Genomic DNA, 25286 nt, shown 5'->3' on the forward strand with positions numbered 1-25286 from the left:
TGGCTTTTTTCAGCGGCGTCGAACCGGGCGAATCTGACAGAGTGCCCATAGAATGGGCATCTCCGAGCGATTCGGGCGAGTTCTCAACAGAGTTATCCACAGGCTCTGTGAGTAATAGAAAAACTTCAACGTAAACCGTGAATTAGCGTGCAATTCTGCGAAGGAACTTTCACTGTGCGGCGCGCATGCACCGCGATCCATCAGGCGCCGAATCGGCCAAAAATACCGCTCTCAATACAGTTGAAACGACGAAAAAAATTGGTCGACCTGTTCCTGCTGCATCGGCTTGGGTGAAATGATGGCCGCCTGGTAGACATGCCGCCCGCGCGCCACCAGCCGGGCGTAGACAGTGCGGGCTTCATGCTGCGAGCCCGCCTCACCGCTCAACTTCATTTCCAGACCGAGCACCTGGCCGCCGGCCGCCAGTGGGATCTGCACCGCGCGAGCTTCCGGCGCGGCGCCCACGTTGCGGGCAAGACCGTTGCGCAGGAATTCGAGTGCGGCGCGCTGGGTGGCTTCCTTGTCGTTGGGCAACATCACCGTGCCGACCGCGAAGACAGCGTCGCCGGCTTCGGCCGTCTGCATCGCCATCTGCATCGGCGTACCGTCGATCTGGACGGCACGCTGATCGTTGCCCGGTTTCGCCGGCAGGTCGACGGTGTAGCCGTTGTCGTTGTTCGTGATGGTACGCCAGTCGAAGGTCGGCGAGCATGCGCTCAACGCGCAGCCCAACGCGATACTGCAAGCCAGCGTGCTCAACACTGCCCGCGCGCTTTGCGTCCGGGAAGCGTCAACGGCCGCAGCTTGGCTCGAAAGCCGGCTCAGCGAGCGGCCCGCCCGGGGACTGCGAGACAGAATTCGTGCAAGGAAGGGACGGATTTGATCAAGGCAAAAAACGGTTTGGAGCATGGGGACAGAAGATCGGACGGACGGGGACGTAAAACCCTATTATCCGCTCCCGGCGCGGCTCCTGCCGTGCCGCCGGAATGGGGCTACAATAGCGACGCTGTCGCGCCGCCTCCAGCACAGGGCCGAAAGCCCGAAGCGACGCACTGTTCCGCGCGTTCCGCGCGACTCTCGAGGTTCCGTTCATGAGTTCCACTCCGACCACCGCAGCGCGGCGCGCGAATCCGCTTCGCTACCTCATCATTGCCGCCGTGGCCCTTGCTATCGCCGTCGCCGGTTATTTCGCCTTTGCCGGCCAGCAGCGTGTGCCCGATGCGACCTTCACGTTGCTGTCCGGCCAGAAAGTCTCGACTGCCGACCTGAAAGGCAAGGTCTACCTCGTCAACTTCTGGGCGACGAGCTGCGATACCTGCATGAAGGAAATGCCGCAGATGGTCCAGACATATAACCGCTTCAAGGACCAGGGCCTCGAATTCGTCGCCGTGGCGATGAACTACGACGCGCCCATGTACGTGGCCAACTACACGCAAACCCGCCAGTTGCCGTTCAAGGTTGCCATGGACGACGGCTCCGCCGCCAAGCAGTTCGGCAACGTCCAGCTCACGCCGACCACTTTCCTGATCGACAAGGACGGCCGGATCCTCAAGCGCTATGTCGGCGAGCCGCAATTCGCGGAACTCGACCAGCTGCTGGAAAAGGCGCTGAAACCGGCCTGAACGCGCGGCGTCGCCCGACCGGATTCATACTGATTCAAACACGCCGGCGTCGCACTTCGACGCCGGCGTTTTCATATCCTCACCGCTCCGCTTCCCCTTTGGCCGCGAGGCCATATCGCTTGATTTTCTCGTAGAGCGTGGCTTTGCCGAGCTGCAGCTTGTCTGCCGCGACCGCGACCGCGCCGCCGGCCTGCTCCAGCGCCTCCGCGATCACCGCCCGCTCGAATTGTTCGACGCGCTCTTTCAAAGGCTGCGTGGCCGCGCCGTCGTCGCCGAAAGACATGACGGGATCGTCGGCGACGCCGAGCACGAAGCGGTCGGCGGCATTGCGCAGCTCCCGCACGTTGCCCGGCCAGTCGCGCTGCATCAGGCCGGCGCGTTGACGATCGGTGAGGATCGGCGCGGGACGCTGATAACGCACCGCCGCGTCCAGCAGGAAGTGTTCGAAGAGCGGCACGATGTCCTCGCGACGCTCGCCGAGCGGCGGCAGTGCGATCGTCACCACATTCAGCCGATACAGCAGGTCGCGCCGGAACGAGCCGTCCGCGACGTGCTCGGCCATGTCGCCCTTGGCGGCCGCGACCACGCGGCAATTCACGCGAATCGGCTGATTCGAGCCGAGCCGTTCCAGCACGCCGTCCTGTAGCACGCGCAGCAGCTTGACCTGCAACGCGAGCGGCATGCTTTCGATTTCATCCAGAAACAGCGTGCCGCCCGACGCATGCTCGAGCTTGCCGATGCGCCGTTTCGCAGCGCCCGTGAAAGCGCCCGGCTCGTAGCCGAACATTTCCGACTCAAACATTGGCTCCGGCAGTGCGCCACAATTCACCGCGATAAACGGCTTGTCACGCCGCGGCGACAGTTCATGCAGGCTGCGCGCGATCAGCTCCTTGCCCGCGCCGGTGTCGCCGTTGATCAGCACAGAGGCATCCGTCGGCGCGATATTGGCGATTAGCCGCCGCACCTGTTCGATAGCCGGACTTCTGCCGATGATCCGCGGCGCCACCGAGTTCTGCTCCGCCAGTTCGCGGCGCAACGCGAGGTTCTCCAGCACCAGCTTGCGGCGCTCCAACGCGCGCCGCACGGTTTCGATCAGACGTTCGGACGCGAACGGCTTTTCGATGAAGTCATACGCGCCGTCGCGCATGGCCTGAACGGCCATTGAAATGTCGCCGTGACCCGTCACCAGAATCACCGGCACATCGGGCGCGCGCTCGTGGCATTGCGCAAGCAGTTCGAGGCCGCTTGCGCCCGGCAAGCGAATATCGCTGACGATCACGCCGGAGAAGTCCGCGCCGATCATCTTCGCCGCGGACTCCGCCGACGCATGGCCGATCACGTCGAAGCCCGCCAGTTGCAGACTCTGCACGCTGGCGCGCCGCACCAGTTCGTCATCTTCGATATACAGCACTTGCAGGCCGTGGTTCAGCATGGCGTTTTCCGTGTGATTCAGGAGCCCGTTGTCAGCGGGTCCGGTGTGTGGCTCGTCTGCACGCGCGCGCGGCGCAGCGTCAACACGAATAATGCACCGCCGTGCGGCGCGTTGCGCGCCACCAGCGAGCCACCGCAGTCGCGCGCGATAGACGACGATATCGCGAGGCCAAGCCCCAAACCCTGGCCCATTTCTTTGGTGGTGAAGAACGGCTCGAACAGCCGCGGCAGAACATCCTCGGCAATGCCGGGGCCGTTGTCGCTCACGGCGAACGACAGATTCGCATCGGCGACTTCGATCTCGATCGAAATGCGCGGCGCGCTGATGTCGGCCGTCGCATCGAGGGCGTTGCCGAGCAGGTTGATCAGCACCTGTTCGAGCCGCAAATCGTCGCAATGCGCAATCAGTTCCGGATGGTCGTCGGCGAGACTCAGCGGCGTGCGCGTGCCGCTTTGCGCGTCGAGCAGAGCGAACTCCACCTCGACGCCTGCCAGGCGCTTCTGCAACAGCGCGACCACGTTGCGCAACGCCCGCATGATCGGCGCTCGCGCACTGCGCGGCCGCGCGCGTCCGACGAACAGCTTCAATTGGTTGGTGATCTTGCCCATGCGCTCCGTGAGCGCCGCGATCGCTTCGAGATTTTCGCGCGCCGACGCCTGGTCGCCGCGTTCGAGCAGCACTCGCGTGTTGTCCGAGAAACCGCGCAACGCGGCGAGCGGCTGGTTCAGCTCATGCGTGATGCCGGCGGCCATCTGACCGAGCGCGGCAAGCTTGCTCGCCTGAATCAGTTCGTCGTGCGCCGCGCGCAATTCCTGTTCGGCGCGGGTTCGTTCGGCCACTTCCTTTTGCAACTGTTCGTTCGCCTCTGAGAGATCCGCCGTGCGCTCGGCGACCCGCCGGTTCAATTCCGCGTAGGCTTTTTGCAGCAGCGCCCGGCTGCGCATCACTTCGCGCACGCGAGCCCGGCGCATTCTCCAGTAGAACGCCAGCAACACGAGCGACACGTAGCCGAAGCCGGTGACGATGGTCGCCTTGCGCGCGTCGGCGTCGACCGGATCGACGGGCGACATGGTGATCAGATGCCAGTCCGGCTCGCCCATGCCGCGGCGCGACGCGAGATAGCGCGGTGCATAGCGGCCGCCGCCGATGCGCACGATCTGCGCGTTGCCTTCGAGCGTGCGTTCGATCGTCACCGGCAGCGGCGCGATCGGCTGCTGCGCGTATTGACGCGCCTGGTAGATCGAATCCGCGACCGGCCCCGACAGCGGCCGGATCGTGTGGTATTTCCACGCCGGCATCGACGACAGGAAAATCACGCCGTGGTCGTCGGTCACGACAAGCGGCTCGGACGCATCCGCGCCCTGAAACCATTCGAGATCGAGTTTGACGACCGCCGCGCCGACGATCTTGCCGTCGCGCCGCACCGGCTGAGAGATGTAATAACCCGGCGCTTGCGAGATCGTGCCGATGCCGAAGAAGCGGCCCACGCCGCCTTTCACCGCGTCGAGAAAATACGGCCGGAACTGATAGCCGGCGCCAATGAAACTGCCCGGCCCGCGCCAGTTGCTCGCCGCGACGCAAAAGCCGTCGAGTGGAATGATGTAGGTGACCGTGGCGCGCGCGTGGCGGTTCAGGTCTTCGAGATAAAGATTGGCGCGCGCAACATTGGCCGCACTGGGATTGACCAGCACGTCCTGCACGATCGGATGTTCCGCGAGCAGATAAGGTAGCGATTCGTAGCGTTCGAGCGTGCTCTTCAGCGCGCTGGTCGTACGGTCGACCCGCACTGAGGCGTTGCGCCGCAAATGGTCGATGCCGCTTTGCCAAGCGATGCTGTACGTGAGCCCGCATGCTGCGACGAGCCCGGCGACGAGCGCGAAGAGGATCAGCAGGCGTCGCGTCACGTTGGCAATATCCGATCGGTAAGGATCGTTTATTGTGGCATAAGGCGACGCGTCGCCGGCGTCAGCCTCGTCGGCCGACGAGGCGGGGGTTTGGCGCGCGGACACCGGTTTCATACGCTGGTGTCCGCGGCTGTGAGGATGACGTTAAAAGGCGTTGCCGATGCGCGGTTCAGACGCCGGCCGGCTCTTTGATCGCCACGTCGCCACGCAAGGCGGCGTTCAGCTTGTTGCGATCCAGTTCCTTTTCCCATGCCGACACGACCACCGTCGCCACGCCGTTGCCGACAATGTTCGTCAGCGCGCGGCATTCGCTCATGAAGCGGTCGATACCGAGAATCAGCACCATGCCCGACAGCGGAATGGTCGGCACCACCGCAAGCGTCGCGGCCAGCGTGATGAAGCCCGCGCCCGTCACGCCACTCGCGCCCTTCGAGGTGAGCATGGTCACCGCCAGCAGCGTGAGCTGCTGCGTCCAGGTGAGGTCGGTGTTGGTGGCTTGCGCGATGAACAGCACGGCCATCGTCATGTAGATGTTGGTGCCGTCGAGGTTGAACGAATAACCGGTCGGCACCACGAGGCCCACCACCGAGCGCGAGCAGCCGAGCTTTTCGAGCTTCAGCATGAGTTGCGGCAGCGCGGCTTCGGACGAGCTCGTGCCGAGCACGATCAGCATCTCTTCCTTGATGTACGCAACGAAGCGCAGGATGTTGAAACCCACCGCACGCGCAATGATGCCGAGCACGACCACCACGAACACGATCGAGGTCAGATAGAACGTGCCGATCAGCTTGAGCATCGGCAGCAACGAGCCGATACCGTACTTGCCGATCGTGAACGCCATTGCGCCGAACGCGCCGATCGGCGCCAGCTTCGTGATGATGCGCACAATGCCGAACAGCACATGCGAGAGCCCGTCGATGAAGCTCGTTACGACCTTGCCTTTCTCACCGGCGGTCGCGAGCACCGCGCCGAACAGCAGCGCGATCAGCAGGATCTGCAGGATTTCACCCTGCGCGAACGCTGACACGAGCGTGTCCGGAATGAGGTGCATCAGGAAGTCGACCGTGGTCTGCCCGTGCGCTTTCGCGGCATACGAGGCGACCGCCTTGCCGTCGAGCGTGGCCGGGTCGATGTTGAAGCCGACGCCCGGTTTGAGCACGTGCGTGGCGATCAGGCCGAGCACCAGTGCGAAGGTCGAGACGATTTCGAAGTACAGCAACGCCTTGCCGCCGACGCGCCCAACCTTCTTCATGTCCTCCATGCCGGCGATACCCGTCACCACCGTACAGAAGATGATCGGTCCGATCACCATCTTGATCAGCTTGATGAAGCCGTCGCCGAGCGGCTTCATGTCGACGGCGAGATTCGGATAGAAATGTCCGAGCGCGATACCTATAAGGATCGCCACGATCACCTGGACGTACAGTACTTTGTGGATAGGTTTCTTCACGATGGTTCCTGCGATGTGGATGAGCTCAATGGCCTGCCACGCTGCGCATCATGCGAACGAATAGTCGTCACGCCTGAGCACGGCATTAGGCCGCGACAAGGGACGAATTCAGAAATACCGGGAAGGGAAATCGGACATCGTTGTCTCCTTGCTTTAGTTGTCGGACCGTTGCGGCCGCGATATCTATTTCGCAAGGTCGATGCCAGCTCAAAGCCGGGCTCGGGACTTTGATTTATATGGGTTTTTTGGCGCCACACGGGATGCGCCGTCCGGGATTCCGGAAATCCGGACGAGGGGTGTCGGGGAATCCGGAATCGAACGCGGCGGCGGCTACGGGATAACCCGTAAGGCTTTCTACGACGACGCGCGCTGGCCAGAAGCCTGCGCGCCGTCCAACGTGCGGCCTCTAAACTGCGCCCTCTTCCAACACCAGCAGATTCTCGTGCGAGAACCCCAGCGACACGGGCTGCCCGCGTTCGGGCAAACCGCGATTCGGGTCGTTGAACACGTCGAGAGAAATCACGGCGTCTTTCACGCGCGTTCTGATGCGCACCACCGCGCCGAGGAAATTGACTTCTTCGACGGTCGCGTTCAACGTGTTGCGGCCAGGCGCGGCCGGCTCCAGCACGATGGCCTCGGGACGCAGCGCGAGCAAACGCTTCTTGCCCGCATCGTCCGACGGCAACTCCTGCGTGGTGATCAACTCCTGACCGTCCACCACCATCTTGCCGGTCGCCGGATCGACCACATGTCCGGCCAGAATGTTCAGCGTGCCGACGAACGACGCGACAAAGCGGGTGCGCGGATAGTTATAGATTTCGGACGGCGTACCGATCTGCTCGACGCGGCCCTCGTTCATCACGACGATGCGATCGGAAATGGACAGCGCTTCTTCCTGATCGTGGGTGACGAAGATCGACGTGATACCCAACTCGCGCTGCAACGCGCGAATATCCTGGCGCAACGAAATGCGGATCTTGGCATCCAGCGCGGAAAGCGGTTCGTCGAGCAGCAACACTTGCGGCTTGCCGGCAAGCGCCCGCGCGAGCGCCACGCGTTGCTGCTGGCCACCCGACAATTGCCACGGATAACGGCCGCCCAGGTGCGGCAGCTTGATCAGTTGCAGCATCTCGTCGACGCGCTGATTGATCTCCGCCTGCGGCCGATGCGTAATCTTCAGCCCAAAGCCGATGTTCTCGGCCACCGTCATGTTCGGAAACAGCGCATACGACTGGAACACCATGCCGACCTTGCGTTGCCGCGTGCGAAGGTGCGTGACGTCCTTGTTGTCCAGCCGGATGATGCCGCGCGTGGGCGTTTCGAAGCCGGCGATCATGCGCAGCACCGTCGTCTTGCCGCAGCCGGACGGCCCGAGGAAAGTGATGAACTCGCCCCGTTCGATCTTCATATCGAAGTGATGCAGCGCCGTGTTCGCCCCGAAGGACTTATGCAGATTTTCGATTTCCAGGAATGCCATGATTCGCTGCCCCAGTCCGTCAAACTCATTGGATCAAACTTATCGGCCAAACTCGTTGGTCACACTTTCTGGCCGCTCATGGCGCGGGCCGAGCCGAACACCTGTATCAAACCCATCGACGCCCACGTGATCACGAACGCGATGATCGCGAGCGCCGAGGGTTCATACGCGCGGTTCGCGCCGATCAATTGCAGATACGGGCCGAACGCCGGACGGTCCAGCAGACTCGCCAGCGTGAACTCGCCGATCACCACCGCAAAGGTGAGAAACGCGCCGGACAGAATGCCCGAGCGGATATTCGGGAAGATCACTTTGAAGAGAATCGTCGGCCAGTTCGCGCCGAGACACTCGGCGGCTTCGGTGAGCGACCGCACGTCGACCGCGCGCAAGCCGGCGTCGACGGCGCGGTACATGTACGGCAGCGAGAGCGTGACGTAGCCAAACACCAGCAATAGATCCGTGGCGCGCTCATTGCCGGTGAGCGGCAGAATCGAACTGCTGTTATAGATGCGCAGATAACCGAATACGATCACGATGGCCGGCACGACCAACGGCAACAGCGTGATGAATTCGACGACCGGCCGCAGCTTCGGCAAGCGCAACTGCACCCAGTAAGCCGTCGGCACCACCAGCAGCACGCCGACCACGATCGTCAGCAGCGCCATCAGAATCGAGTAGCCGAACGAGGCCTGAAAGCGCGGATCGCCGAGTACGACGCTATACGCTTCGAAACTGTAGGTACCGCGCTTCATGCGCAGGCTGAATTCGAACGTCGCGATCAACGGAATGAGAAAGTACAGCGAACCGACGATCATCGCGGTCCACGCACCCACGCGCGATTGGCTTTTCATCGACGCCCCCTTTCAGCGCGCGAGCGCAGCCAGATGTAGCCGCCATTCGACAGACCGGTGACGAGCACCATGCCGAGCGCGAGTGCATAACCGAGATTCTGGTTATGCATGACGTCGCCGCGAATCTGCGCATACAGCAGGATCGTGACGATGTTCAGCGAACTGCCGGTCAGCGCATAAGCCGTGGCGACCGCACCGAACGAATTGGCGAACAGCAGCAGCGCGGCGCCGAGCACGCTCGGCCACAGCACCGGCAGCGCGACGTAGCGCCAGTATTGATACGAGGTCCCGCCGAGGCAGTCGCAGGCCTCGCGCCACTCGCGCTTCAGACCGTCGAGCGCGGGCGTGACGATCAGCACCATCAAGGGAATCTGGAAATACAGATAGGTCAGCGTCAGCCCGGAAAAGCTCAGGATGCTGAAACCCGTCGAGTACAGATTGAAGCCGAGGTATTTCTTCAGCAATACGGTGACGAGCCCGACGCGTCCCAACGTGCAGATGAAAGCGAATGCGAGCGGCACGCCGGCAAAGTTCGACGCGACGCCGGAAAACGTCATCAGGGTCGGGCGAATCCAGCCGGGCAGCTTGCCCTGCACCGCCGCCCATGCGAGCAGCGAGCCGATCACCGCGCCGCCGAGCGACGAGGCCGCGCTCACCTTGAAGCTGATCCAGTACGCGTCCAGCACGGTCGGCTGGAGCAGGTCGCGAAAGTTGGCGAGCGTGAAGTGGCCTTGCGAATCCTGAAACGCGCCGACCATCAGGAAGCCGGTCGGCAGAATCAGGAACAGCAGCGCAAAAGTAAAAAACGGCACCACGCCGATCCAGGCGAGGAACTGCGACGCGCGGCCCGGACCGTCGACGCGAGGCGTTGGGGTGGGTACAGGCGGAACCAGCAATTCCGGCTGCACCGATCCAGCATCCGATGAAGCGCTCATAGCTCACCCTTGGGGCAATCTGGCAAACGCACCTGGCACGCCGCGCTCATGACGAAGAGCGGCGCGCCGGAGCGGCAAAACTTCACGCTACTGTTCGGCGTCGCGGCGCGCGTGTTCCCCTGCGGCCGCGACATCCACTACGCCGCTTACTTGACGTTCGCGCCGACCGTTTCGTCCCAGTGCTTCGTAATGGTTTCCTTGTACGCGTCCTGTTGCGAGAGCGTCGGGAACACGACATTCTTGTACGACGAAGGCGGCGGCAGCTTGTCCAGCAATGCCTGCGGCACTTTCTTGCCGGTCACCAGTTCGTTGTAGCGCATCGGATGGCAGTAGCCCTTCAGCCAGCCAATCTGACCTTCGTCCGAGTACAGATATTCCATCCACAACTTGGCTGCGTTCGGATGCGGCGCATACGCGCTGATCGCCTGAACGTACACACCCGCGACCACGCCCGTTTTCGGAATCACCACCTGCACCTTCGGGTTGCCCTTCAGCGTGTCGCGATCGGCCAGCGCGTTGTAATCCCAACGCACGACGATCGGCGTGGTGCCTTGCGCGAGCGAGGCGGCCTTGCCGATCACCGGCACGAAGTTGCCGTTCTTGTTCAGGTTGGCGAAATAAGTGAGGCCGGCCTGTCCGGCTTTGCTCGCATCGCCCTTGCTTTGCGAGAGGCCCGCGGCATAGACGGCCTGGATTGCCTGATTGGCCGAGCGCGGATCACCCGCCAGCGAGACGGCGTTCTTGTACTCCGGCTTGAGCAGATCGCTCCAGTCGGACGGCGCCTTGTCGATCATGTCGGCGTTCACTTCAAACGAGAGCACGCCGTAGTAATCGCCATACCAATAGCCGTCGGCGTCTTTCGACTCTTTCGGGATCGAGTTCCACGAGGCGACCTTGTACGGCTGCAGCAGCCCTTCGGCCTTCGCGGACGGACCGAACGAGAGGCCCACGTCGATCACGTCGGGCGCTTGCGGGCCCTTGTTGCCCTTGTTCGCCTTGATGGCTTCGACTTCGTCGCCCGAACCCGCATCCGGATTCAGTTCGTTGATCTTGATGCCGTACTTCTTCTGAAAGCCGGCGACCAGTTCACCGTAGTTGCACCAGTCGTGGGGCAACGCGATCACGGTGAGTTGGCCTTCCTGCTTGGCGGCGGCGATCAGTGCATCGAGCGGCGCGGCCGAAGCGCTGCTGCTGACGCCGGCGGCGGTGACACCCGCAACGGCCGACATCGAGAGTATGCGAGCTAACGCGGTGCGGTTCATAGTCTTCCCCATCCTCTGCCGAAATTGCTACGTTTGGAAAATTTCTATTTCGAGCCTCAGGACGCGCCAGTGCACCCTTGCACTTGCGCGGCCTCGCCATGTTCAGGCCGGGTTGGCCGGCATGGAGAACATGTCGTGTCGCAGTGTATCGATGCGATCTGTACAAATCATGTCGACGCCCCATTGCGCGAGCAGTTGCGCGCGCGCCGGATCGTTGACGGTGTAGGCGAGCACGCGCAGGCCGGCGGCATGAATCTCCCCGATCAGCGGCTCGGTCAGGTACCGGTGGTTCGCGTGAAAGGACACGCAGTCGAGTTCGCGCACCACGCGCAGCCAGTCCGCCGGCACCTCGTCGAACAGCATGCCGCGTTGCAATGACGGCGCCGCCTCACGCGCGGCGGCGAGCGCCTCGAATGAAAACGACGACAGCAACGGCGGCGTCTGGCCTTGCCATAGTGTCAGCGCGCCGCTTGCGACCAGAGTCCCGGTGATCTCGTCACGGCCGGGGCACGGTTTGATTTCGATGTTGGCGGCAATGCCGTCGCGCGCACAGCGCCCCGCCGCCTCGGCGAGCGTCGGCAAACGCGTGCCGGCGAATTGCGGCCCGTACCATGCACCGGCGTCGAGTGCGGCCAGTTGCTGCCAAGTGTGTTCCGCAGCGGCGCCATGGCCGTTGGTGGTGCGCTCGAGGGTGTCGTCGTGCAGCAGAAAGAGTTGGTTGTCGGCGGAAAGCTTGGCGTCGAACTCGACCATGCGGTAGCCATAGCGCACGCAGGCGTCGAAACCGGCGAGCGTGTTCTCCGGCGCCAGCGTGCCGCCGCAGCGATGCGCGGCTAGTCGCGGATAAGGCCAGTCTGCGGATAAAGCGCGATTAATCCCGTTTCCCACGTCTCGCTACCTTTCAGATAGAGCGGTTGACCATGCTCTCGACACGTTCCCAGCCGTCACTGCCGCCTTGACCATCATGATCCACGCAGGTCTCTAGTTGTCCGTTCACGCGCGAGCCTGGCGCGTAGTATCGCGCTAAGGCAGGCGCTGCGATAGTCGGACGTACGCCCCAGGCATTCACCGCGCCGGACCCCGCTGCGTCTTTGTCAGGATGACGAAGCGTGCCGCCACCGTGCAGCTCGACACCGGGCGTGCTTCGCTCAGGCGGCCGATCCCAAGATCCATTATGGCGGCGACACTTGCCAATCAGATTGCCAAAAAACGCCGCAAAATGCTCGAAATCGGACATTTCAATTCCTTTTCGAACATTTGATGTTCGAAACGGGCTTGGCGCTTCGATCTGCGAAGGCTAAAGTTAAATACACAAACTTGCAAGCTGCCAAAAAAATACAACACAATTCGACTAAAGTAGTACGCTTGACATCGTCCGGACACACATTCGTGAGCACGATGTCGCAGTTAACAACAAGCTAAATAAACGCGCGTACGCAGCCAAGGAAACATGCATGTGGCAGGAAGACCGTCATCAGAGAATTCGCGCGTTGCTGTCCACGCTTCAACGTGTGTCGACGGAACGGATCATGGCGGACCTCGGGGTGTCGCGCGAAACAGTACGGCGCGATCTGCTCGACCTCGAAGCGCTAGGTGAACTACGGCGCGTGCACGGCGGCGCGATCAAACCAGCCGACGAAGCGCCGATCGCCGAGCGCGCGCACATGCGCGTCAAGTCCAAAACCGCGATCGCAAAGGCGGCCACGGGCTTGATCGCGAGCGGCCAGACACTGTTCATCGACGCGGGCACCACCACCGCCGCGCTGGCCGAAGAACTGGCTAAACTCGCGAACCTCACCATCGTCACCAACTCGATCGATGTCGCGCTGAAGATGCGCGGCGGCGTCGATCAAACCGAAGCCGCCAACGAGGTCATCCTGCTCGGCGGTTCGATCAGCGACCGCGCCATGGCGACCACCGGCGCCACCACCGTGCTCGATATCCAGCGCTATCGCGCGGACCTCGCACTGCTATCGCCGGTCGGCATCGATCACCGGCACGGTGCGACCAATTACGACCACGCTGAAACCGAAGTGGCGCGCGCCATGGTCGCCAATGCGGACCGCGTGGCGATCCTCGCCGATTACAGCAAGATCGGCCAACGCAGCCGCATCTCCTACTGCCCGGTCGATCGGATCGACGTGCTCGTCACCAACAAAAAGGCGGCCGAAGCCGCCGATTTTGCATCGCTGAAAAAGAAGCTCGAAGAGATCGTTCTTGCCTGACGCACCAGACACAAGGCCCGAGGCTCCATGCCGGAGCCTTGAGGTCTGATGTCTATTCCTTCACATGCATCGTATCGAGCGAGCGCTTGCGCAAGCGAGTGTCGTGCAACGCGCCGGCTGCATCGAGCACCGGATAGGCGGTCGAACAGAACAGCGAATTGAGGCGCTTCATGTCGCTGATCAGATCGAGATGCAGTGCGCTGGTCTCGATGCTTCGCAAGGTCTGACCGGTAAGCCGGTCCAGATGCCGGTATGAATAGGCCCGCTCCAGATCGCGAAAGCGTTCCTTCTCCGCAAGCAGGCGCTCTGCGCATCGCAGATCGTTGTTCAGAAACACCGACAGCCCAAGCTGCAGATTGCTGACGAGGCGTGCCTGCAAGTCGTCCAGCTCACCCAGCCCCTCTTCCGAAAACGACAGCCGGTGGGCGATCTTCTTTTCCTCGATGTCGCCCACGATCCGCTCGATGATGTCGCCCGCGTGTTCGAGATTGATGGTCAGTGAAATGATGTCGGTCCAGCGGCGGCTATCGGCTTCGTCGAGTTGTTCGCGCGAGATCAGCGTCAGATAGGTTTTGACCGCGGCGTAAAGTTCGTCGACATCGTCATCCATGCGGACGGTTTCCCGCGCCTTGTCCAGATTGTTGTGATGAATCAGGTCTGAAACATTGTCGAGCATGGTGCGCACAATGTCTCCGATGCGCAGCACCTCGCGTGCGGCATGCGCAAGCGCGAGCGTAGGCGTGGACAGCGCCGCGGCATCCAGGTGAAGCGGCCGAAGCTCACCATTCGGCAGCGGCCGGTTCGGCAGAAGGCGCACACAGATGCGCGACACCGGATCGATCAGCGACAGGCACGCGCAGCAGCGCAGCGTGTTGTAGATCAGGTGAAATCCGACGGTCGCTTCACGCGGATTCGCGATCAACACCGGCAGCCCGCGCGCGAGCAGCGAAGTGAACGGCAAAATCAGCAACGCGCCGGCCAGCTTGAACGCAAAGCTGCCCAACGCGAGACGCCGCGCGGCCGCGTTCTGCGCGACGGTGCCGAGAAGCGCGAGCAAGCCGCTGCCAAGATTCGCGCCGATCACGAGGCACAGCGCGACCTTCAGCGAAATCACACCGGATGAGGCGAGCGTTGCGGTCAACAGCACGGCGGCAAGACTCGAATAGGACAGCATGGCGAACGCGGCGCCGACCAGTGCGTCGAGCATCGTATCGCCGGTCAGCGCACCGAACATTACGCGCACGCCGGCGCCTTGCATCATGGGTTGGGCGGCTTCGACGATCAAACGCAGCGCCAGCAGGATCAAGCCGAGACCGATCAACGTGCGCCCGGCCTGGCCGAGACGGGTTTGCTTGCGCGACAGGAAGAGCGGCACGCCGAGCAGAATCAGGATCGGCGACAACCAGGATAGATCGAGAGTGAGAACCCGCGCCATCAATGCGGTGCCGACGTCGGCGCCGAGCATGATCGCGAGGCCGCTGGTGAGCGGCAAGAGGCCCTGCGCCGCGAACGACGTGACGATCACCGCGGTGGCGTTGCTGCTCTGCACGAGGCTCGTAACACCGACACCCGAGAGAAAGGCCCGCCAGCGGCTACTGGTGCTGCGCCCCAGCACGCTGCGCAGATCGGCGCCGAGGACCCGCAGGATGCCGGTGCGCACAATGTGCGAGCCCCACACGAGGAGCGCCACACCGGCCAGAAGGTTTAGGAGAATCAACATAAGGCGCTGCGCATCCGTTCCTGCTGCCATGACCCGAACCGCATGCCGCGTGAACCGGCACCGGGGCGTATATGACAGTAGTGTTGCACATTTTTGCCATATTGTAATTTTGTGCGTTTAAATATACGCTCGTGTCAAGCTGTGGATGACTGTGTGCCGGCTCGTGGTCAGTCATGCATCGGGTTCGACGGCTTGACCACTTAATCATGAGGACTCTGGATGAGCCGCAACCTTGCGCTGTTCGACCTGGACCACACGTTGCTGCCGCTCGATAGCGATCAGGCGTGGGCCCACTTCATTGCCGGGTTGGGTATAGAAGGCGCCGTGCGGCACGCGCAGGAAATCGACGATTACTACCGGCAGTATGTGGCCGGCACGCTCGACATGACCGCCTATCTGAACTACACGCTAGCACCGCTTGCTCGCCACTCGCGCGAGCAACTCGACGCGTGGCATGCGCAGTTCATGCAAGAGGTGATTGCGCCCGCCATCCTGCCGGCTGCGCGCGAACTCGTGCAACGCCATCTTGATACGGGCGACCTGTGCTGCATCGTCACCGCTACGAACGTGTTCATCACGGAGCCGATCGGCAAGGCACTCGGTTTCGAGCATCTGCTGGGCATCGAACTCGGCACCGAAGGCGGCGATCCGTTGGCGCGCTTTACGGGAATGGCTGTCGGCACGCCCACCTTCCGCGAAGGCAAGATCACGCGCACCGAGAGTTGGCTCGCGTCGCTTGGGCACCGCCTGCAGGATTTTCCGCAGAGCTGGTTCTATAGCGACTCGATCAACGACGTCCCCTTGCTGGAACGCGTCACGCATCCGGTCGCAACCAATCCCGATCCACGCTTGCGTGCGGTCGCCACGGAACGCGGCTGGCCGGTGATCGAACTGTTTGCCTGAGCTTGCGTTTTATCGAGTTCGATGCGGCGCGGCAGCCGCCGCGCTACACGCGCCCTTTCCACGGCACGAGCCGCCGCTCCAGCGCTCGCATACCCAGATCGAAGAACCACGCGATCAGTCCGATCAGCACGATGCCCATCACCACCACGTCGGTACGCAGAAAGCTCGACGCGTTCAGCACCATCTGACCCAGGCCCGCGGTGGCCGCGACCATTTCGGCGGCGACCAGCGTGGTCCAGCCGAAGCCGATTGCGATCCGCAGGCCCGTCAGAATCTCCGGTAGCGCGGCGGGCAGGACCACGTGCCGCACGATCTGCGAAAAGCGGCCGCCCAGTGAATACGCCGCATGAATCTGCTCGATCGTTGCGCTGCGCACACCGGCGCGTGCGGCCATAGCAATCGGCGCGAAGCAGGCGAGATAGATCACGACGATCTTCGCCGTTTCGTCGATGCCGAACCAGATCACCACCAGCGGCAGATAAGCGAGCGGCGGCAGCGGCCGGTAGAACTCCAGCGGCGGATCGAGAAGGCCGCGCGCGACCCGGCTCACGCCCATCAGGATACCGACCGGCACGGCCGTGACTGCGGCGAGCGCAAACGCACCGAACACGCGCAACGCACTCCATGCGAGATGCGCTGAAAGCGGCAAGCCGCCTTGAATGCGGCCGTGCCACGCGTCGATAAAGGCGGCCCAGACGGCTTCGGGCGTCGGCAGAAAGAGCGGCGGCAGCCAGTGCAGATGCGTGGCAAGCCACCACAACGCCGCGAGCGTCGTGACCGAGAGCGCGCTGAGTGCCGCGCTCGGGCCTTCGCCCGGCAAACGCCAGCCGCGTACGGGGCGCGCGGTACGCCGCGGCCGCTTGCCGGCCCCGGCGAGCGGCACATTGCCGAATGATTCACGCGAAGCCGTCACGACACCACCTCTTCCTGATTACGCTCGTGCAGACGATGCACCAACCGCTCGCGCCACTCGATGAAATCCGCCGACGACTTCACCGCGCGTGCATCGCGCGTCTGCAGGAAACGCTGTGCGAACGGCAAGTCGTAGCTATCGGCGATGCGGCCCGGACCCGGCGTCATGACGACGAGGCGGGTCGCGAGAAAGAGCGCCTCTTCGACGCTGTGGGTAATGAAAAACACCGTCTTGCGCGTGCGGCCCCAGACGTCGAGTACGAGTTCCTGCATCGACTCGCGCGTCATGGCGTCGAGTGCGCCCATCGGCTCGTCCATTAGCAGCACTTGCGGATCGCTGGCCAGCGCGCGGGCGATTCCCACACGCTGCTGCATGCCGCCCGACAGCGCATAGACTTGCGAGCGCGCATGCTTTTCGAGTCCGACGAGCTTCAGCATGTCGAGCGCAATGCGCTCGCGCTCCGCCTTGGGTACGCGTTGAAAACGCAAGCCGAGTGCGACGTTGTCGAGCACGTCGAGCCACGGCATCAACGCATACTTCTGGAACACCACACCGCGGTCCGCACCCGGCCCGATGACGGGTTCGCCGTTCAGCCGCACCTCGCCTTCAGTTGGCTGGATAAAGCCCGCAATGCAGTTGAGCAAAGTCGTTTTGCCACAGCCCGACGCGCCCAGCGCGACCACGAACTCACCGGGTTCGATACGCAGATCGACATCGGCCAGCGCGACATGCGGCGCCGCGCCGCGCGTGCCTTCGTAGGCGACTTGCAATTGCCGTATTTCAAGACCGCTCATCGCCGGACCTCATGATGCTGATTGAAAACTGACTGCGCCGATCAGTGCGCCGCGCGTTGCACGAACTGCGGATCGACACCGGTCGAGTAATCGGCCAGCACGTTCTGGATCGTGCCTTGCGTCTTCAAAAACGCCGCGGTCGCAGCCAGCGACTTCGCCGCGCCCGATTGCGCGCCGCCCCCAAGCCATGCATTCGAAGCCTGCTGGGCGGGCGTCGGGAACGCGTACAACGCGAGGCTCGCCGGCACTTCCTGCGCGTTCGCGCCGGACTCTTTCGCGACCGCCTCGACCTGCGGCGACGAAGCCGTCCATGCGGAGGTGTGGTCGCGATAATTCGCGTCGGTTGCGGCCAGCACCTTCACGAAGCGCGTGACAAATTCGGCGTTCTGACTGGCGAACTTGCGATCGACTACGAACCCGTCGAACGTCGCCTTGCCGGTTTGCTGCGCGACCTGCCCCGAGGTGATGAGCACCTTGCCGCTCTTCTTGACCTTGGCCAGTACCGGATCCCAGATGTACGTTGCGTCGATGTCGCCACGCTCCCACGCCGCCGCGACTTCAGGCGGGCGCAGGTTGACGATCTTGACGTCGGACGGATTCACGCCGGCGCTCTGCAACGCGACCAATGTATGAAAGTGCGAGGTGGACACGAACGGCACGCCGATTTTCTTGCCTTTGAGGCCCGCGATGCTCGTGACATTGGAGCCGTCGCGGGCGACCAGCGCTTCGGCGTCGTTGATATTGTCGAGAATCCAGAACAGCGAAATATCCACGCCCTGCGACAGCCCGGCAGCGATGGGACTGGAGCCGGCTTCACCGAGTTGCACCGAACCGGACGCCAACGCGCGGATCACGTCGGCGCCGCTACCGAGTTTGCGGTAGGTGATCTTGTAGCCAGTGGCTTTCTCCACTTCGCCGGTGGCCTGCGCGTAGCGCCACGGCACCACCATGTCCTGATACGCAATCACGACTTCTTTGGTGTCGGCGTGCGCCACGGAAGCAAACGGCGCGGACAGTGCGAGCAACGTGGCGAACGCGGTAAGCGAACGGCGAAAGCGGTTCATCGTGAAGCCTCATGAGTAGGTAGGGTTCGGGAGGCTTTCGACTATAGGCAGTTTGCTCGCGGCCGGTTCTAATTAATCCGCGATTGCTAATCACGCTGTTTTAGCATTGCTTTTCATGTTCGGTTGGTTAGCGGCGACTGCTGCTGCGTCATTTCGATGTGCGCCAGGCGGCGTCTATCCTCGTGTCGTTCGGCGCGGCTGACTCATCGCCACACCTTGAATACCGTAGCGGCGACACAGCACAGGAAGGCAGGCTGATGTGGCCTTCGCTAATCATGACCGCGACCGTCGCCGCCTCATTCGCACTACCTCATTATTCGTTAACCTAACTAATTTTTAATTGCCCCGGCTATACTTCCATGCACGTCCAACAGGGATATCCAATATGCCCAATCTGATCGACTACATTATCGAGAACCGCGAGCTGCGCTATCGCATTATCGAGCTCAGCATTCCTTTTTCCATCATCGGCGGAACGATGTCCTCGATCTGCATGCTGCTTGCACAGTACTACCGGTAACTCGCGGGAGCAGAACAACAGCGCGCGATTCCTGTTCTCGATGTTTCGCCGCCCCAAAGAAAAAAGCCTGCAACACGTGCAGGCTTTTCTCAATCCAACCGCTAGCGAAAATACTCAGACCACACCGGCTCCATGCGCCTGCAAATCTGCGTGGTAGCTCGAACGAACCATTGCGCCCACTGCGGCGTGCGTGAAACCCATCTTGTACGCTTCTTCCTCGTACATCTTGAACGTGTCCGGGTGCACGTACGAGCGCACCGGCAGATGGTGCTCAGACGGCTGCAGGTATTGACCGATCGTCAGCATGTCCACGTCGTGCTCGCGCAGGTCGCGCATTACTTGCAGAATCTCTTCTTCGGTTTCGCCAAGGCCGACCATCAGACCGGACTTGGTGGCCACGTCAGGATGCAGCGCCTTGAAGTCTTTCAGCAGCTTCAGCGAATGCGCGTAGTCCGAACCCGGCCGCGCTTCCTTGTACAGACGCGGCACCGTTTCGAGGTTGTGATTCATCACATCGGGCGGTGCGGCGTTCAGGATGCCGAGCGCGCGATCCAGGCGGCCGCGGAAATCCGGCGTCAGAATTTCAATGCGCGTCTCCGGCGAAAGCTCACGCGTCTGACGGATACATTCCACGAAGTGGGCCGCGCCACCGTCGCGCAAATCGTCGCGGTCAACGCTGGTGATCACCACGTACTTCAATTTCAGCGCAGCAATTGTGCGCGCGAGATTACCCGGCTCATCCGCGTCGAGCGGATCTGGGCGGCCGTGGCCGACGTCGCAGAACGGGCAACGGCGCGTGCACTTGTCGCCCATGATCATGAAGGTCGCGGTGCCCTTGCCGAAGCATTCGCCAATGTTCGGGCAGCTCGCTTCTTCACACACCGTGTGAAGATTGTGCTCGCGCAAAATCTGCTTGATTTCGTAGAAACGCGAATTGCCGGTGGCCGCCTTGACGCGAATCCAGTCCGGTTTCTTCAGCTTCTCGATCGGGATGACCTTGATGGGAATACGGGCGGTCTTGGCTTGGGCTTTCTGCTTCGCGGTAGCGTCGTAGGCGGCGGGGGCCGGCACGGCATCAGGAGCGGGAGAAGCTGCGAGGTTCGCGGTAACGTCAGTCATTCGTTCGGTCCAGTCAGGCGGTGAGTGCACCGGCCTGTGGTTGGGCGACGGCCGCGGGACTGCCGTCGAGGTTTGCGGTGAGGCGTGCTGCAAAGGTATGGGCCACGTCGTCCCAGCCGGCGGTAACGCCTAGCGTTGCCATATCGACCGTTTCGAGCCCTGCGTAGCCGCACGGATTGATGGCCAGAAACGGTCGCAAATCCATGCTCACGTTCAGGCTCACGCCGTGATAGCTGCAGCCGTTGCGGATTTTCAAACCCAGCGCCGCGATCTTGGCGCCGGCATGCAACCCGGCGTCCGGCCCGGGCGCCACGTAGATACCGGGTGCGCCCGCCTTTCGTTCTCCGGCGAGATTATACGCCGCAAGCGTGTCGATCACGGCTTGCTCGATCCGCGTGACCAACTCGCGCACCATCAGCTTGCGACGGCGCAAATCGAGCAGCAGATAAGCCACGACCTGGCCAGGCCCGTGATACGTGATTTGCCCGCCCCGGTCGACTTTGACCAGAGGAATACCGCTGTCGGCGGCCAGCAGATGGGCGGGATCGCCCGCCTGGCCTAGCGTAAAGACGGGAGGGTGTTCGACCAGCCAGATTTCGTCGGGGGTATCGGCCGTGCGCTCGTCGGTGAACGCGCGCATGGCGTCGAAACTGGTCTGGTAGGGTTCGCTGCCACGCCAACGCAGCGTAAGCGGCACAGAGGCAGGCAAGGGGTTGGGTGAAACCGGGGTGGCGCACATGATTTCGCCAGTTTACCGAAATACGGGAATCCTCGCCGGAACTGGGCGCGTTGGGAGTGTCACGTCGGGGACGACTCGTTCGCCCTTGAAGGGCAAAACCGGTGTGGTCCGGCCTCGCCGGTCTTGCCAGCCGCCGTCGCGTGGCTGAGCCAGCAGCGTGCTCAGGCCAGAGGCGACGCTCAACCGTTCAGCAGCATCGTTCGCCGAACCTGGCGCGCCCGTGGCATCCGTCAAACCGTCCGCCAGCCGCCCCGCACGCGCGCCGCCAGCCGTTCGCCGATCCGCGCGAACCAGTTCAGCGCGCGCTCATCGCAACGCGTCGGCACGGAAAACGCCACCTTTGCCTGCGTGTCGCCTTCAGCGCTCAGCCACAACCGTTCTCCGCGCCGAAGTCGCAGCGTGTGACCGGGTTGCAGCCAGTAATCCTCGATGTCGTCGCTGCGTGTGACCCATACCGCGCCGCCGCGAACGACCAGCTTGGTACTGCGCGCCACCTTCAACGGAAGTGTTTCGCCACTGCGGATTTCAAACGCGATGCTAGAGGAAATTTCTCGCATGATGCCCTCGCCAAAAAACGTTTCGTGACTACAATCCTAGGCGTAGCAAGGGTTTACGCAAAACGATCTATTTTCACCTCTATGTGAGAAATATTGACATGGACCTCCGGCAACTCCCCGCACTGAACGCGATCAAGGCGTTCGAGGCCGCCGCCCGTCACGAAAGCTTCTCGCGCGCGGCCGACGAACTCTTCGTCACCCACGGCGCCGTCAGCCACCAGATCCGCGCGCTCGAGGCCGAACTGGGCGTCTCGCTGTTCGCGCGCGACGGCAAGCGCGTGCGGCTCACCGAGACCGGCCGGCGCTATGCCACGCACGTGCGCTCCGCGCTGATGGCGCTCGCCGACGCCACCCGCCAGATCCGCGCCGGCGACCGCGAGCGGCGGCTTGTCGTGTCCATGCTGTCGTCGTTTGCGGCGCGCTGGGTGACGCCGCGCGTCGGCAGCTTTATCGAGGCGCATCCGCAGTGGGACCTCGAACTGCTGTCCACCAACGCACTAACGGATTTCGCGCGTGACGACGTCGACGTGGCGATCCGTTTTGGCTTCGGCAAATATTCGGGGTTGCATTCGGAATTGTTGCTGGAGGAGATTTTCTTTCCCGCCTGCGCGCCGAATTTCAACGGCGGCAAGCTGCCGCAAACGCCGGCCGATCTGGCCAACGTCCCGCTGCTGCGTTCCGACGACGAGCTATGGCGCCCCTGGTTCGACGCCGCCGGCCTCACCGACTGGCCCGAGCCCAAGCGCGGCGTGTTGTACCAGGATTCGTCGAACCTGCTGCAAGCGGCCATCGACGGCCAGGGCGTTGCGCTCACGCGCCGCTCACTGGCCATGCACGAGATCGCGGCAGGCCGCCTTGTGCGTCTATTCGATGTGGATGGACCGAGTCCGTGGCAGTACTACTTCATCTGCCCGCCGCAGATGCTCGAAACCGCCCGGGTCAGGGCGTTTCGCGACTGGGTGTTCGAGGAGGTGGGACGCTTCAAGCAGCTTTTCGACCGGGCTTGCGAGGCGGGACCCGGCTCAAGCGCGGGAAGGACGGCGGACGCATTGCGCATCACGCCGTAAATCAGACGCGGGGAGATGCGTTACAGCACGACCTTCACCATCGGGTGGCCGGTGAGTGCGCGGTAGATATCGTCGAGCTGATCGCGGCTCGTGGCGCGCACCGTGACGGTCAGGCCGGTGTAGTTGCCACCGCTGGACGGCCGCATCTCCACGCGCGATTCGTCGACTTCATTGTCGAACCGCCGGACCACCGTAACGATCGTCTCGGCGAACTCGGGATGCGATTTGCCCATGATCTTGATCGGGAAATCGCACGGAAACTCAAACAGTGATTCGTTCACGGGACTCATTCTCTACTCCTTGCTGCGCCTCGCGCGCTTCCTGGGTCTTGGCTCGCTGATAAGCCGCGTACAGCGCCGCAAAGACCGCGCCCGGTTTGCCCTCGCCGACCGGCTGACCGTCGAGCTGCGTGACCGGCAGCACTTCCTTGGTTGCCGAACTGACAATGATCTCGTCCGCCGCGCGCAGCTCGGCCTCGCCAATCTCACGCGCCTCGAAACGGATGCCGCATTCGCTCGCCAATTCCTCGATCAGGCCGTACCGAATCCCTTCGAGAATCTTGTGGCTGCGCGGCGGCGCGGACAACACGCCGTCCTTCACCATCCACACATTCGACGACGACCCTTCGGTCAGCATGCCGTCGCGAAACTGGATGGTCTCGAACGCGTCGTTCTCCGCGGCGTATTGCGCCATCAGCACGTTGCCGAGCAACGAGACCGACTTGATATCGCAATTGAGCCAGCGACGATCTTCCGCGGTGACGCAACGTACGCCTTGCGCGCGCTGCGCCGCGTCCGGCAGGTTCAGCGGCGTGACCATCACGAACACGGTCGGCTGAATGCCGGCCGGAAACGCATGACCGCGTTTCGCGACACCGCGCGTGACCTGAATATAGGCAATTGCGTCCTGATCGGCGCGCAAACCGCCATCCGCCTCGTTCGCCGCGACCACCTGCCCGATCAGCGCGCGCCAGCCGGCGTCGTCGAACGGATTGGCGATGCCGATCTTGCCGACCGAGCGCGCGAGCCGCGCCAGGTGCTGCTGGAAACGAAACGGCGTACGGCCGCCCGCTTGCGCGGGATGAGCGTAGAGCGGCGCGACTTCGTAGATACCGTCGCCGAAAATAAAGCCGCGGTCGAGAACAGGCACGCGCGCTTCGGACAACGGCACCAACTCGCCGTTCAGACAGACAATCGGATCAGGCGAAACATCGGTAACAGCGGTCATTGCAATCGGGCTCTTACTTCTTCTTGTTGAACATGAGCATCAGCGAATCCCACACGCGGCCAACCACGCCGGCTTGCGGAACGGCCTGCAAGGCCACCACCGGGAACTGCGCCAGCACCTTGCCGTCGGCGACCAGCTTCACCGTGCCGACCTGCTGACCGTTCGCGAGCGGCGCGATCAGCGGATCGATCTGCTCGATCTGCGGCTTCACCTTGTCGCCCATGCCCTTCGGCACGGTGATGTACTGATCGCCCTTCACGCCGATCTGCACGGTGTCCTGCGCACCCTTATAGACGCGCGGCGTGCCCACCACCTGATTCGCCTTGTACAGACGCACCGTGTCGTACGCGGTGTAGCCGTAGTTCAGCATCTTCAGGCTGTCCTGCACGCGGTCGTGCTCCTTGGTCTCGCCCATCATGACCGAGACGAGACGGCGCGATGCGTCCGTCGTGCCCGGCAGCGAACGCTTCGCGCTCGCGATCAGGCAGTAACCGGCCGCTTGCGTGTGACCGGTTTTCAGACCGTCCACCGTCGGGTCGATCCACAGCAGGCGATTGCGGTTCGGCTGCTTGATCTTGTTGTACGTGAATTCCTTGACCGAGAAAATGTTGTAGTAGTCGGGGAAGTCGCGAATCAGACGCGCCGACAGGATCGCGAGGTCGCCCGCGGTCGTGTAGTGCTGCGGGTCGGGCATGCCGTTCACGTCGGCGAAATGCGTGTGCTTCATGCCGAGGCGCTGCGCTTCGGTGTTCATCATGTTGACGAACTGCGCTTCGCTGCCGCCTACCAGTTCGGCCAGCGCGATCGCCGCGTCGTTACCCGACTGGATGATCATGCCGTAGACCAGATCGTGCACGGTCACCGGCTTGTTCGCTTCGATGAACATGCGCGATTCGTCGGTGCGCACGCGGCGCACGGCTTCGCTCGGCATGACCGTCTGTTCCATCGTGATCTTCTTCGTCTGCAGTGCTTCGAAGACGAGGTACGCCGTCATCAGCTTGGTGAGCGACGCAGGTTCCACGCGTTCGTCGGCGTTGCCCGAGGCGAGCACCTGATTGCTGGTGGCGTCGACGAGCACCCACGAGCGCGCGTTCACCGCCGGCGGCGGCACCTGCGCGAACGCCGTGCTGGCGGCGAGCGTGGCCGGCAACACGATGCCGAGAGTCACGGCACGGCTAAGCGTAGGGGAAACGAAGGAAGCAACCGAAGGGAACGACGTGCGGCCGGAGGTGGAGAAACGCATAGGGTCGATTCGTGCAGAAAAGTACATCGCGCGCAGGGCGCATTGTTTGGAAGAGCCGGTCGGCGGCGTCTGGCCGTAAAACGACACAGCGCCATTGGACTTCCGGCCACGCGATCGGTTCGCGCAGCACGCCCTGCATCCGGCACCGCTGCGGCGAAAAGACGCTACGCGTCGCGCGAACTGCCGGATGGGCGGCGCTGCGCCCAAAAAAGAGTCGCCATTATACGCGTGCTCTCCCGGTAACTTTGCGCAAAGGCCGGCG

Annotated in this window: 25 protein-coding genes; 5 read left to right on the plus strand and 20 right to left on the minus strand. The window is 62.8% G+C overall.

Annotation, left to right across the window (positions count from 1 at the left end; all coding sequences use genetic code 11):
* Positions 1-231: 231 nt before the first annotated feature.
* Positions 232-909, minus strand: a complete 678-nt coding sequence (locus tag P0D68_RS16765) for a hypothetical protein (RefSeq protein ID WP_408298564.1) — start codon at positions 907-909, stop codon at positions 232-234.
* 182 nt (positions 910-1091) lie between these two features.
* Here P0D68_RS16765 and P0D68_RS16770 point away from each other — a divergent pair, with 182 nt between their 5' ends.
* Positions 1092-1622 (plus strand): TlpA disulfide reductase family protein, encoded by a 531-nt coding sequence (locus P0D68_RS16770; protein WP_408298562.1) that lies wholly within the window; start codon positions 1092-1094, stop codon positions 1620-1622.
* A 79-nt stretch (positions 1623-1701) separates the two neighbouring features.
* Here the strand turns inward: P0D68_RS16770 and P0D68_RS16775 are convergent, their stop codons facing one another.
* The 9 genes from P0D68_RS16775 to P0D68_RS16815 form a co-directional block, all read right to left on the minus strand.
* The gene (locus tag P0D68_RS16775; RefSeq protein WP_177205036.1) at positions 1702-3054 is read right to left on the minus strand and encodes a sigma-54-dependent transcriptional regulator; all 1353 of its coding nucleotides are present in this window, start codon (positions 3052-3054) and stop codon (positions 1702-1704) included.
* A gap of 17 nt (positions 3055-3071) precedes the next feature.
* Positions 3072-5072 carry a sensor histidine kinase gene (locus P0D68_RS16780; protein ID WP_091796877.1) on the minus strand — a complete coding sequence of 667 codons (2001 nt, stop codon included), beginning with the start codon at positions 5070-5072 and terminating at the stop codon, positions 3072-3074.
* A 55-nt stretch (positions 5073-5127) separates the two neighbouring features.
* The gene (locus P0D68_RS16785) at positions 5128-6408 is read right to left on the minus strand and encodes a dicarboxylate/amino acid:cation symporter (protein ID WP_091796878.1); all 1281 of its coding nucleotides are present in this window, start codon (positions 6406-6408) and stop codon (positions 5128-5130) included.
* A 406-nt stretch (positions 6409-6814) separates the two neighbouring features.
* Complete coding sequence (locus tag P0D68_RS16790) at positions 6815-7885, minus strand: ABC transporter ATP-binding protein (RefSeq protein ID WP_408298559.1); 1071 nt, start codon at positions 7883-7885, stop codon at positions 6815-6817.
* Between the two features lie 59 nt (positions 7886-7944).
* Positions 7945-8736 (minus strand): ABC transporter permease, encoded by a 792-nt coding sequence (locus tag P0D68_RS16795; RefSeq protein ID WP_091796880.1) that lies wholly within the window; start codon positions 8734-8736, stop codon positions 7945-7947.
* On the minus strand, positions 8733-9671 hold the full coding sequence (locus P0D68_RS16800) for an ABC transporter permease (RefSeq protein WP_091796881.1): 939 nt from the start codon (positions 9669-9671) through the stop codon (positions 8733-8735). Before P0D68_RS16800 ends, P0D68_RS16795 begins: the two co-directional genes overlap by 4 nt.
* A gap of 146 nt (positions 9672-9817) precedes the next feature.
* Complete coding sequence (locus P0D68_RS16805; RefSeq protein ID WP_091796882.1) at positions 9818-10933, minus strand: ABC transporter substrate-binding protein; 1116 nt, start codon at positions 10931-10933, stop codon at positions 9818-9820.
* Between the two features lie 102 nt (positions 10934-11035).
* On the minus strand, positions 11036-11821 hold the full coding sequence (gene ugpQ, locus P0D68_RS16810) for a glycerophosphodiester phosphodiesterase (RefSeq protein WP_408298557.1): 786 nt from the start codon (positions 11819-11821) through the stop codon (positions 11036-11038).
* A 13-nt stretch (positions 11822-11834) separates the two neighbouring features.
* Positions 11835-12170, minus strand: a complete 336-nt coding sequence (locus tag P0D68_RS16815) for a hypothetical protein (protein WP_408298555.1) — start codon at positions 12168-12170, stop codon at positions 11835-11837.
* A 217-nt stretch (positions 12171-12387) separates the two neighbouring features.
* Between P0D68_RS16815 and P0D68_RS16820 the strand changes: the two genes are divergently transcribed.
* A complete protein-coding gene (locus P0D68_RS16820) occupies positions 12388-13158 on the plus strand; it encodes a DeoR/GlpR family DNA-binding transcription regulator (protein ID WP_091796884.1) in 771 nt (256 codons plus the stop codon).
* A gap of 52 nt (positions 13159-13210) precedes the next feature.
* Here the strand turns inward: P0D68_RS16820 and P0D68_RS16825 are convergent, their stop codons facing one another.
* Positions 13211-14878, minus strand: a complete 1668-nt coding sequence (locus P0D68_RS16825) for a Na/Pi cotransporter family protein (protein ID WP_408298552.1) — start codon at positions 14876-14878, stop codon at positions 13211-13213.
* Between the two features lie 219 nt (positions 14879-15097).
* Between P0D68_RS16825 and P0D68_RS16830 the strand changes: the two genes are divergently transcribed.
* Positions 15098-15781: a histidinol-phosphatase gene (locus P0D68_RS16830; RefSeq protein WP_408298550.1), complete on the plus strand. Its 684-nt coding sequence runs from the start codon at positions 15098-15100 to the stop codon at positions 15779-15781.
* A gap of 43 nt (positions 15782-15824) precedes the next feature.
* Here the strand turns inward: P0D68_RS16830 and P0D68_RS16835 are convergent, their stop codons facing one another.
* From P0D68_RS16835 to tauA, 3 genes are read right to left on the minus strand one after another with little or no spacing between them, the layout of a single operon-like run.
* On the minus strand, positions 15825-16694 hold the full coding sequence (locus P0D68_RS16835) for an ABC transporter permease subunit (protein WP_408298548.1): 870 nt from the start codon (positions 16692-16694) through the stop codon (positions 15825-15827).
* A complete protein-coding gene (locus tag P0D68_RS16840) occupies positions 16691-17488 on the minus strand; it encodes a taurine ABC transporter ATP-binding protein (RefSeq protein ID WP_408184526.1) in 798 nt (265 codons plus the stop codon). The genes P0D68_RS16835 and P0D68_RS16840 overlap by 4 nt, the downstream gene beginning before the upstream one ends.
* A gap of 41 nt (positions 17489-17529) precedes the next feature.
* A complete protein-coding gene (gene tauA, locus P0D68_RS16845; protein WP_408298546.1) occupies positions 17530-18552 on the minus strand; it encodes a taurine ABC transporter substrate-binding protein in 1023 nt (340 codons plus the stop codon).
* A 385-nt stretch (positions 18553-18937) separates the two neighbouring features.
* On the opposite strand from tauA, the gene P0D68_RS16850 reads away from it, so the two are divergent.
* Positions 18938-19072, plus strand: a complete 135-nt coding sequence (locus tag P0D68_RS16850) for a hypothetical protein (RefSeq protein ID WP_408298544.1) — start codon at positions 18938-18940, stop codon at positions 19070-19072.
* Positions 19073-19186: 114 nt separating this feature from the next.
* On the opposite strand, the gene lipA is transcribed toward P0D68_RS16850, so the two are convergent.
* From lipA to P0D68_RS16865, 3 genes are all read right to left on the minus strand, one after another.
* Entirely contained in the window at positions 19187-20191 is a 1005-nt protein-coding gene (gene lipA / locus P0D68_RS16855; RefSeq protein ID WP_091796890.1) for a lipoyl synthase, read from the minus strand.
* Between the two features lie 13 nt (positions 20192-20204).
* Positions 20205-20930, minus strand: coding sequence for a lipoyl(octanoyl) transferase LipB (lipB, locus tag P0D68_RS16860; protein ID WP_408298542.1), 726 nt, complete (start codon positions 20928-20930; stop codon positions 20205-20207).
* Positions 20931-21160: 230 nt separating this feature from the next.
* Positions 21161-21487, minus strand: coding sequence for a DUF2917 domain-containing protein (locus P0D68_RS16865; RefSeq protein ID WP_091796892.1), 327 nt, complete (start codon positions 21485-21487; stop codon positions 21161-21163).
* Between the two features lie 98 nt (positions 21488-21585).
* Between P0D68_RS16865 and P0D68_RS16870 the strand changes: the two genes are divergently transcribed.
* Complete coding sequence (locus tag P0D68_RS16870; protein WP_091796893.1) at positions 21586-22554, plus strand: transcriptional regulator GcvA; 969 nt, start codon at positions 21586-21588, stop codon at positions 22552-22554.
* A 20-nt stretch (positions 22555-22574) separates the two neighbouring features.
* Here P0D68_RS16870 and P0D68_RS16875 read toward each other — a convergent pair whose 3' ends face one another.
* Genes P0D68_RS16875 through P0D68_RS16885 form a run of 3 tightly spaced genes read right to left on the minus strand, consistent with a single transcriptional unit; the run spans position 22575 to position 25024 of the window.
* A complete protein-coding gene (locus P0D68_RS16875; protein ID WP_091796894.1) occupies positions 22575-22844 on the minus strand; it encodes a DUF493 family protein in 270 nt (89 codons plus the stop codon).
* A complete protein-coding gene (locus tag P0D68_RS16880) occupies positions 22816-23781 on the minus strand; it encodes a D-amino acid aminotransferase (protein WP_408298539.1) in 966 nt (321 codons plus the stop codon). Before P0D68_RS16880 ends, P0D68_RS16875 begins: the two co-directional genes overlap by 29 nt.
* Before the next feature lie 13 nt (positions 23782-23794).
* On the minus strand, positions 23795-25024 hold the full coding sequence (locus P0D68_RS16885; protein WP_091796896.1) for a D-alanyl-D-alanine carboxypeptidase family protein: 1230 nt from the start codon (positions 25022-25024) through the stop codon (positions 23795-23797).
* Positions 25025-25286 lie beyond the last annotated feature (262 nt).

Source organism: Paraburkholderia sp. RL17-380-BIE-A, assembly GCF_046028085.1.
Taxonomy (GTDB): domain Bacteria; phylum Pseudomonadota; class Gammaproteobacteria; order Burkholderiales; family Burkholderiaceae; genus Paraburkholderia.

Bases quoted from the DNA above. Each gene is read 5' to 3' on its own strand.
- lipB (WP_408298542.1), bottom strand. From the start codon at position 20,930: ATGTGCGCCACCCCGGTTTCACCCAACCCCTTGCCTGCCTCTGTGCCG.
- P0D68_RS16875 (WP_091796894.1), bottom strand. From the start codon at position 22,844: ATGAGTCCCGTGAACGAATCACTGTTTGAGTTTCCGTGCGATTTCCCG.
- tauA (WP_408298546.1), bottom strand. From the start codon at position 18,552: ATGAACCGCTTTCGCCGTTCGCTTACCGCGTTCGCCACGTTGCTCGCA.
- P0D68_RS16795 (WP_091796880.1), bottom strand. From the start codon at position 8,736: ATGAAAAGCCAATCGCGCGTGGGTGCGTGGACCGCGATGATCGTCGGT.
- P0D68_RS16825 (WP_408298552.1), bottom strand. From the start codon at position 14,878: ATGTTGATTCTCCTAAACCTTCTGGCCGGTGTGGCGCTCCTCGTGTGG.
- P0D68_RS16770 (WP_408298562.1), top strand. From the start codon at position 1,092: ATGAGTTCCACTCCGACCACCGCAGCGCGGCGCGCGAATCCGCTTCGC.
- P0D68_RS16790 (WP_408298559.1), bottom strand. From the start codon at position 7,885: ATGGCATTCCTGGAAATCGAAAATCTGCATAAGTCCTTCGGGGCGAAC.
- P0D68_RS16865 (WP_091796892.1), bottom strand. From the start codon at position 21,487: ATGCGAGAAATTTCCTCTAGCATCGCGTTTGAAATCCGCAGTGGCGAA.
- P0D68_RS16885 (WP_091796896.1), bottom strand. From the start codon at position 25,024: ATGCGTTTCTCCACCTCCGGCCGCACGTCGTTCCCTTCGGTTGCTTCC.
- P0D68_RS16775 (WP_177205036.1), bottom strand. From the start codon at position 3,054: ATGCTGAACCACGGCCTGCAAGTGCTGTATATCGAAGATGACGAACTG.
- P0D68_RS16805 (WP_091796882.1), bottom strand. From the start codon at position 10,933: ATGAACCGCACCGCGTTAGCTCGCATACTCTCGATGTCGGCCGTTGCG.
- P0D68_RS16815 (WP_408298555.1), bottom strand. From the start codon at position 12,170: ATGTCCGATTTCGAGCATTTTGCGGCGTTTTTTGGCAATCTGATTGGC.
- P0D68_RS16820 (WP_091796884.1), top strand. From the start codon at position 12,388: ATGTGGCAGGAAGACCGTCATCAGAGAATTCGCGCGTTGCTGTCCACG.
- P0D68_RS16840 (WP_408184526.1), bottom strand. From the start codon at position 17,488: ATGAGCGGTCTTGAAATACGGCAATTGCAAGTCGCCTACGAAGGCACG.
- P0D68_RS16870 (WP_091796893.1), top strand. From the start codon at position 21,586: ATGGACCTCCGGCAACTCCCCGCACTGAACGCGATCAAGGCGTTCGAG.
- P0D68_RS16880 (WP_408298539.1), bottom strand. From the start codon at position 23,781: ATGACCGCTGTTACCGATGTTTCGCCTGATCCGATTGTCTGTCTGAAC.
- P0D68_RS16780 (WP_091796877.1), bottom strand. From the start codon at position 5,072: ATGAAACCGGTGTCCGCGCGCCAAACCCCCGCCTCGTCGGCCGACGAG.
- lipA (WP_091796890.1), bottom strand. From the start codon at position 20,191: ATGACTGACGTTACCGCGAACCTCGCAGCTTCTCCCGCTCCTGATGCC.
- P0D68_RS16800 (WP_091796881.1), bottom strand. From the start codon at position 9,671: ATGAGCGCTTCATCGGATGCTGGATCGGTGCAGCCGGAATTGCTGGTT.
- P0D68_RS16830 (WP_408298550.1), top strand. From the start codon at position 15,098: ATGAGCCGCAACCTTGCGCTGTTCGACCTGGACCACACGTTGCTGCCG.
- P0D68_RS16765 (WP_408298564.1), bottom strand. From the start codon at position 909: ATGCTCCAAACCGTTTTTTGCCTTGATCAAATCCGTCCCTTCCTTGCA.
- P0D68_RS16850 (WP_408298544.1), top strand. From the start codon at position 18,938: ATGCCCAATCTGATCGACTACATTATCGAGAACCGCGAGCTGCGCTAT.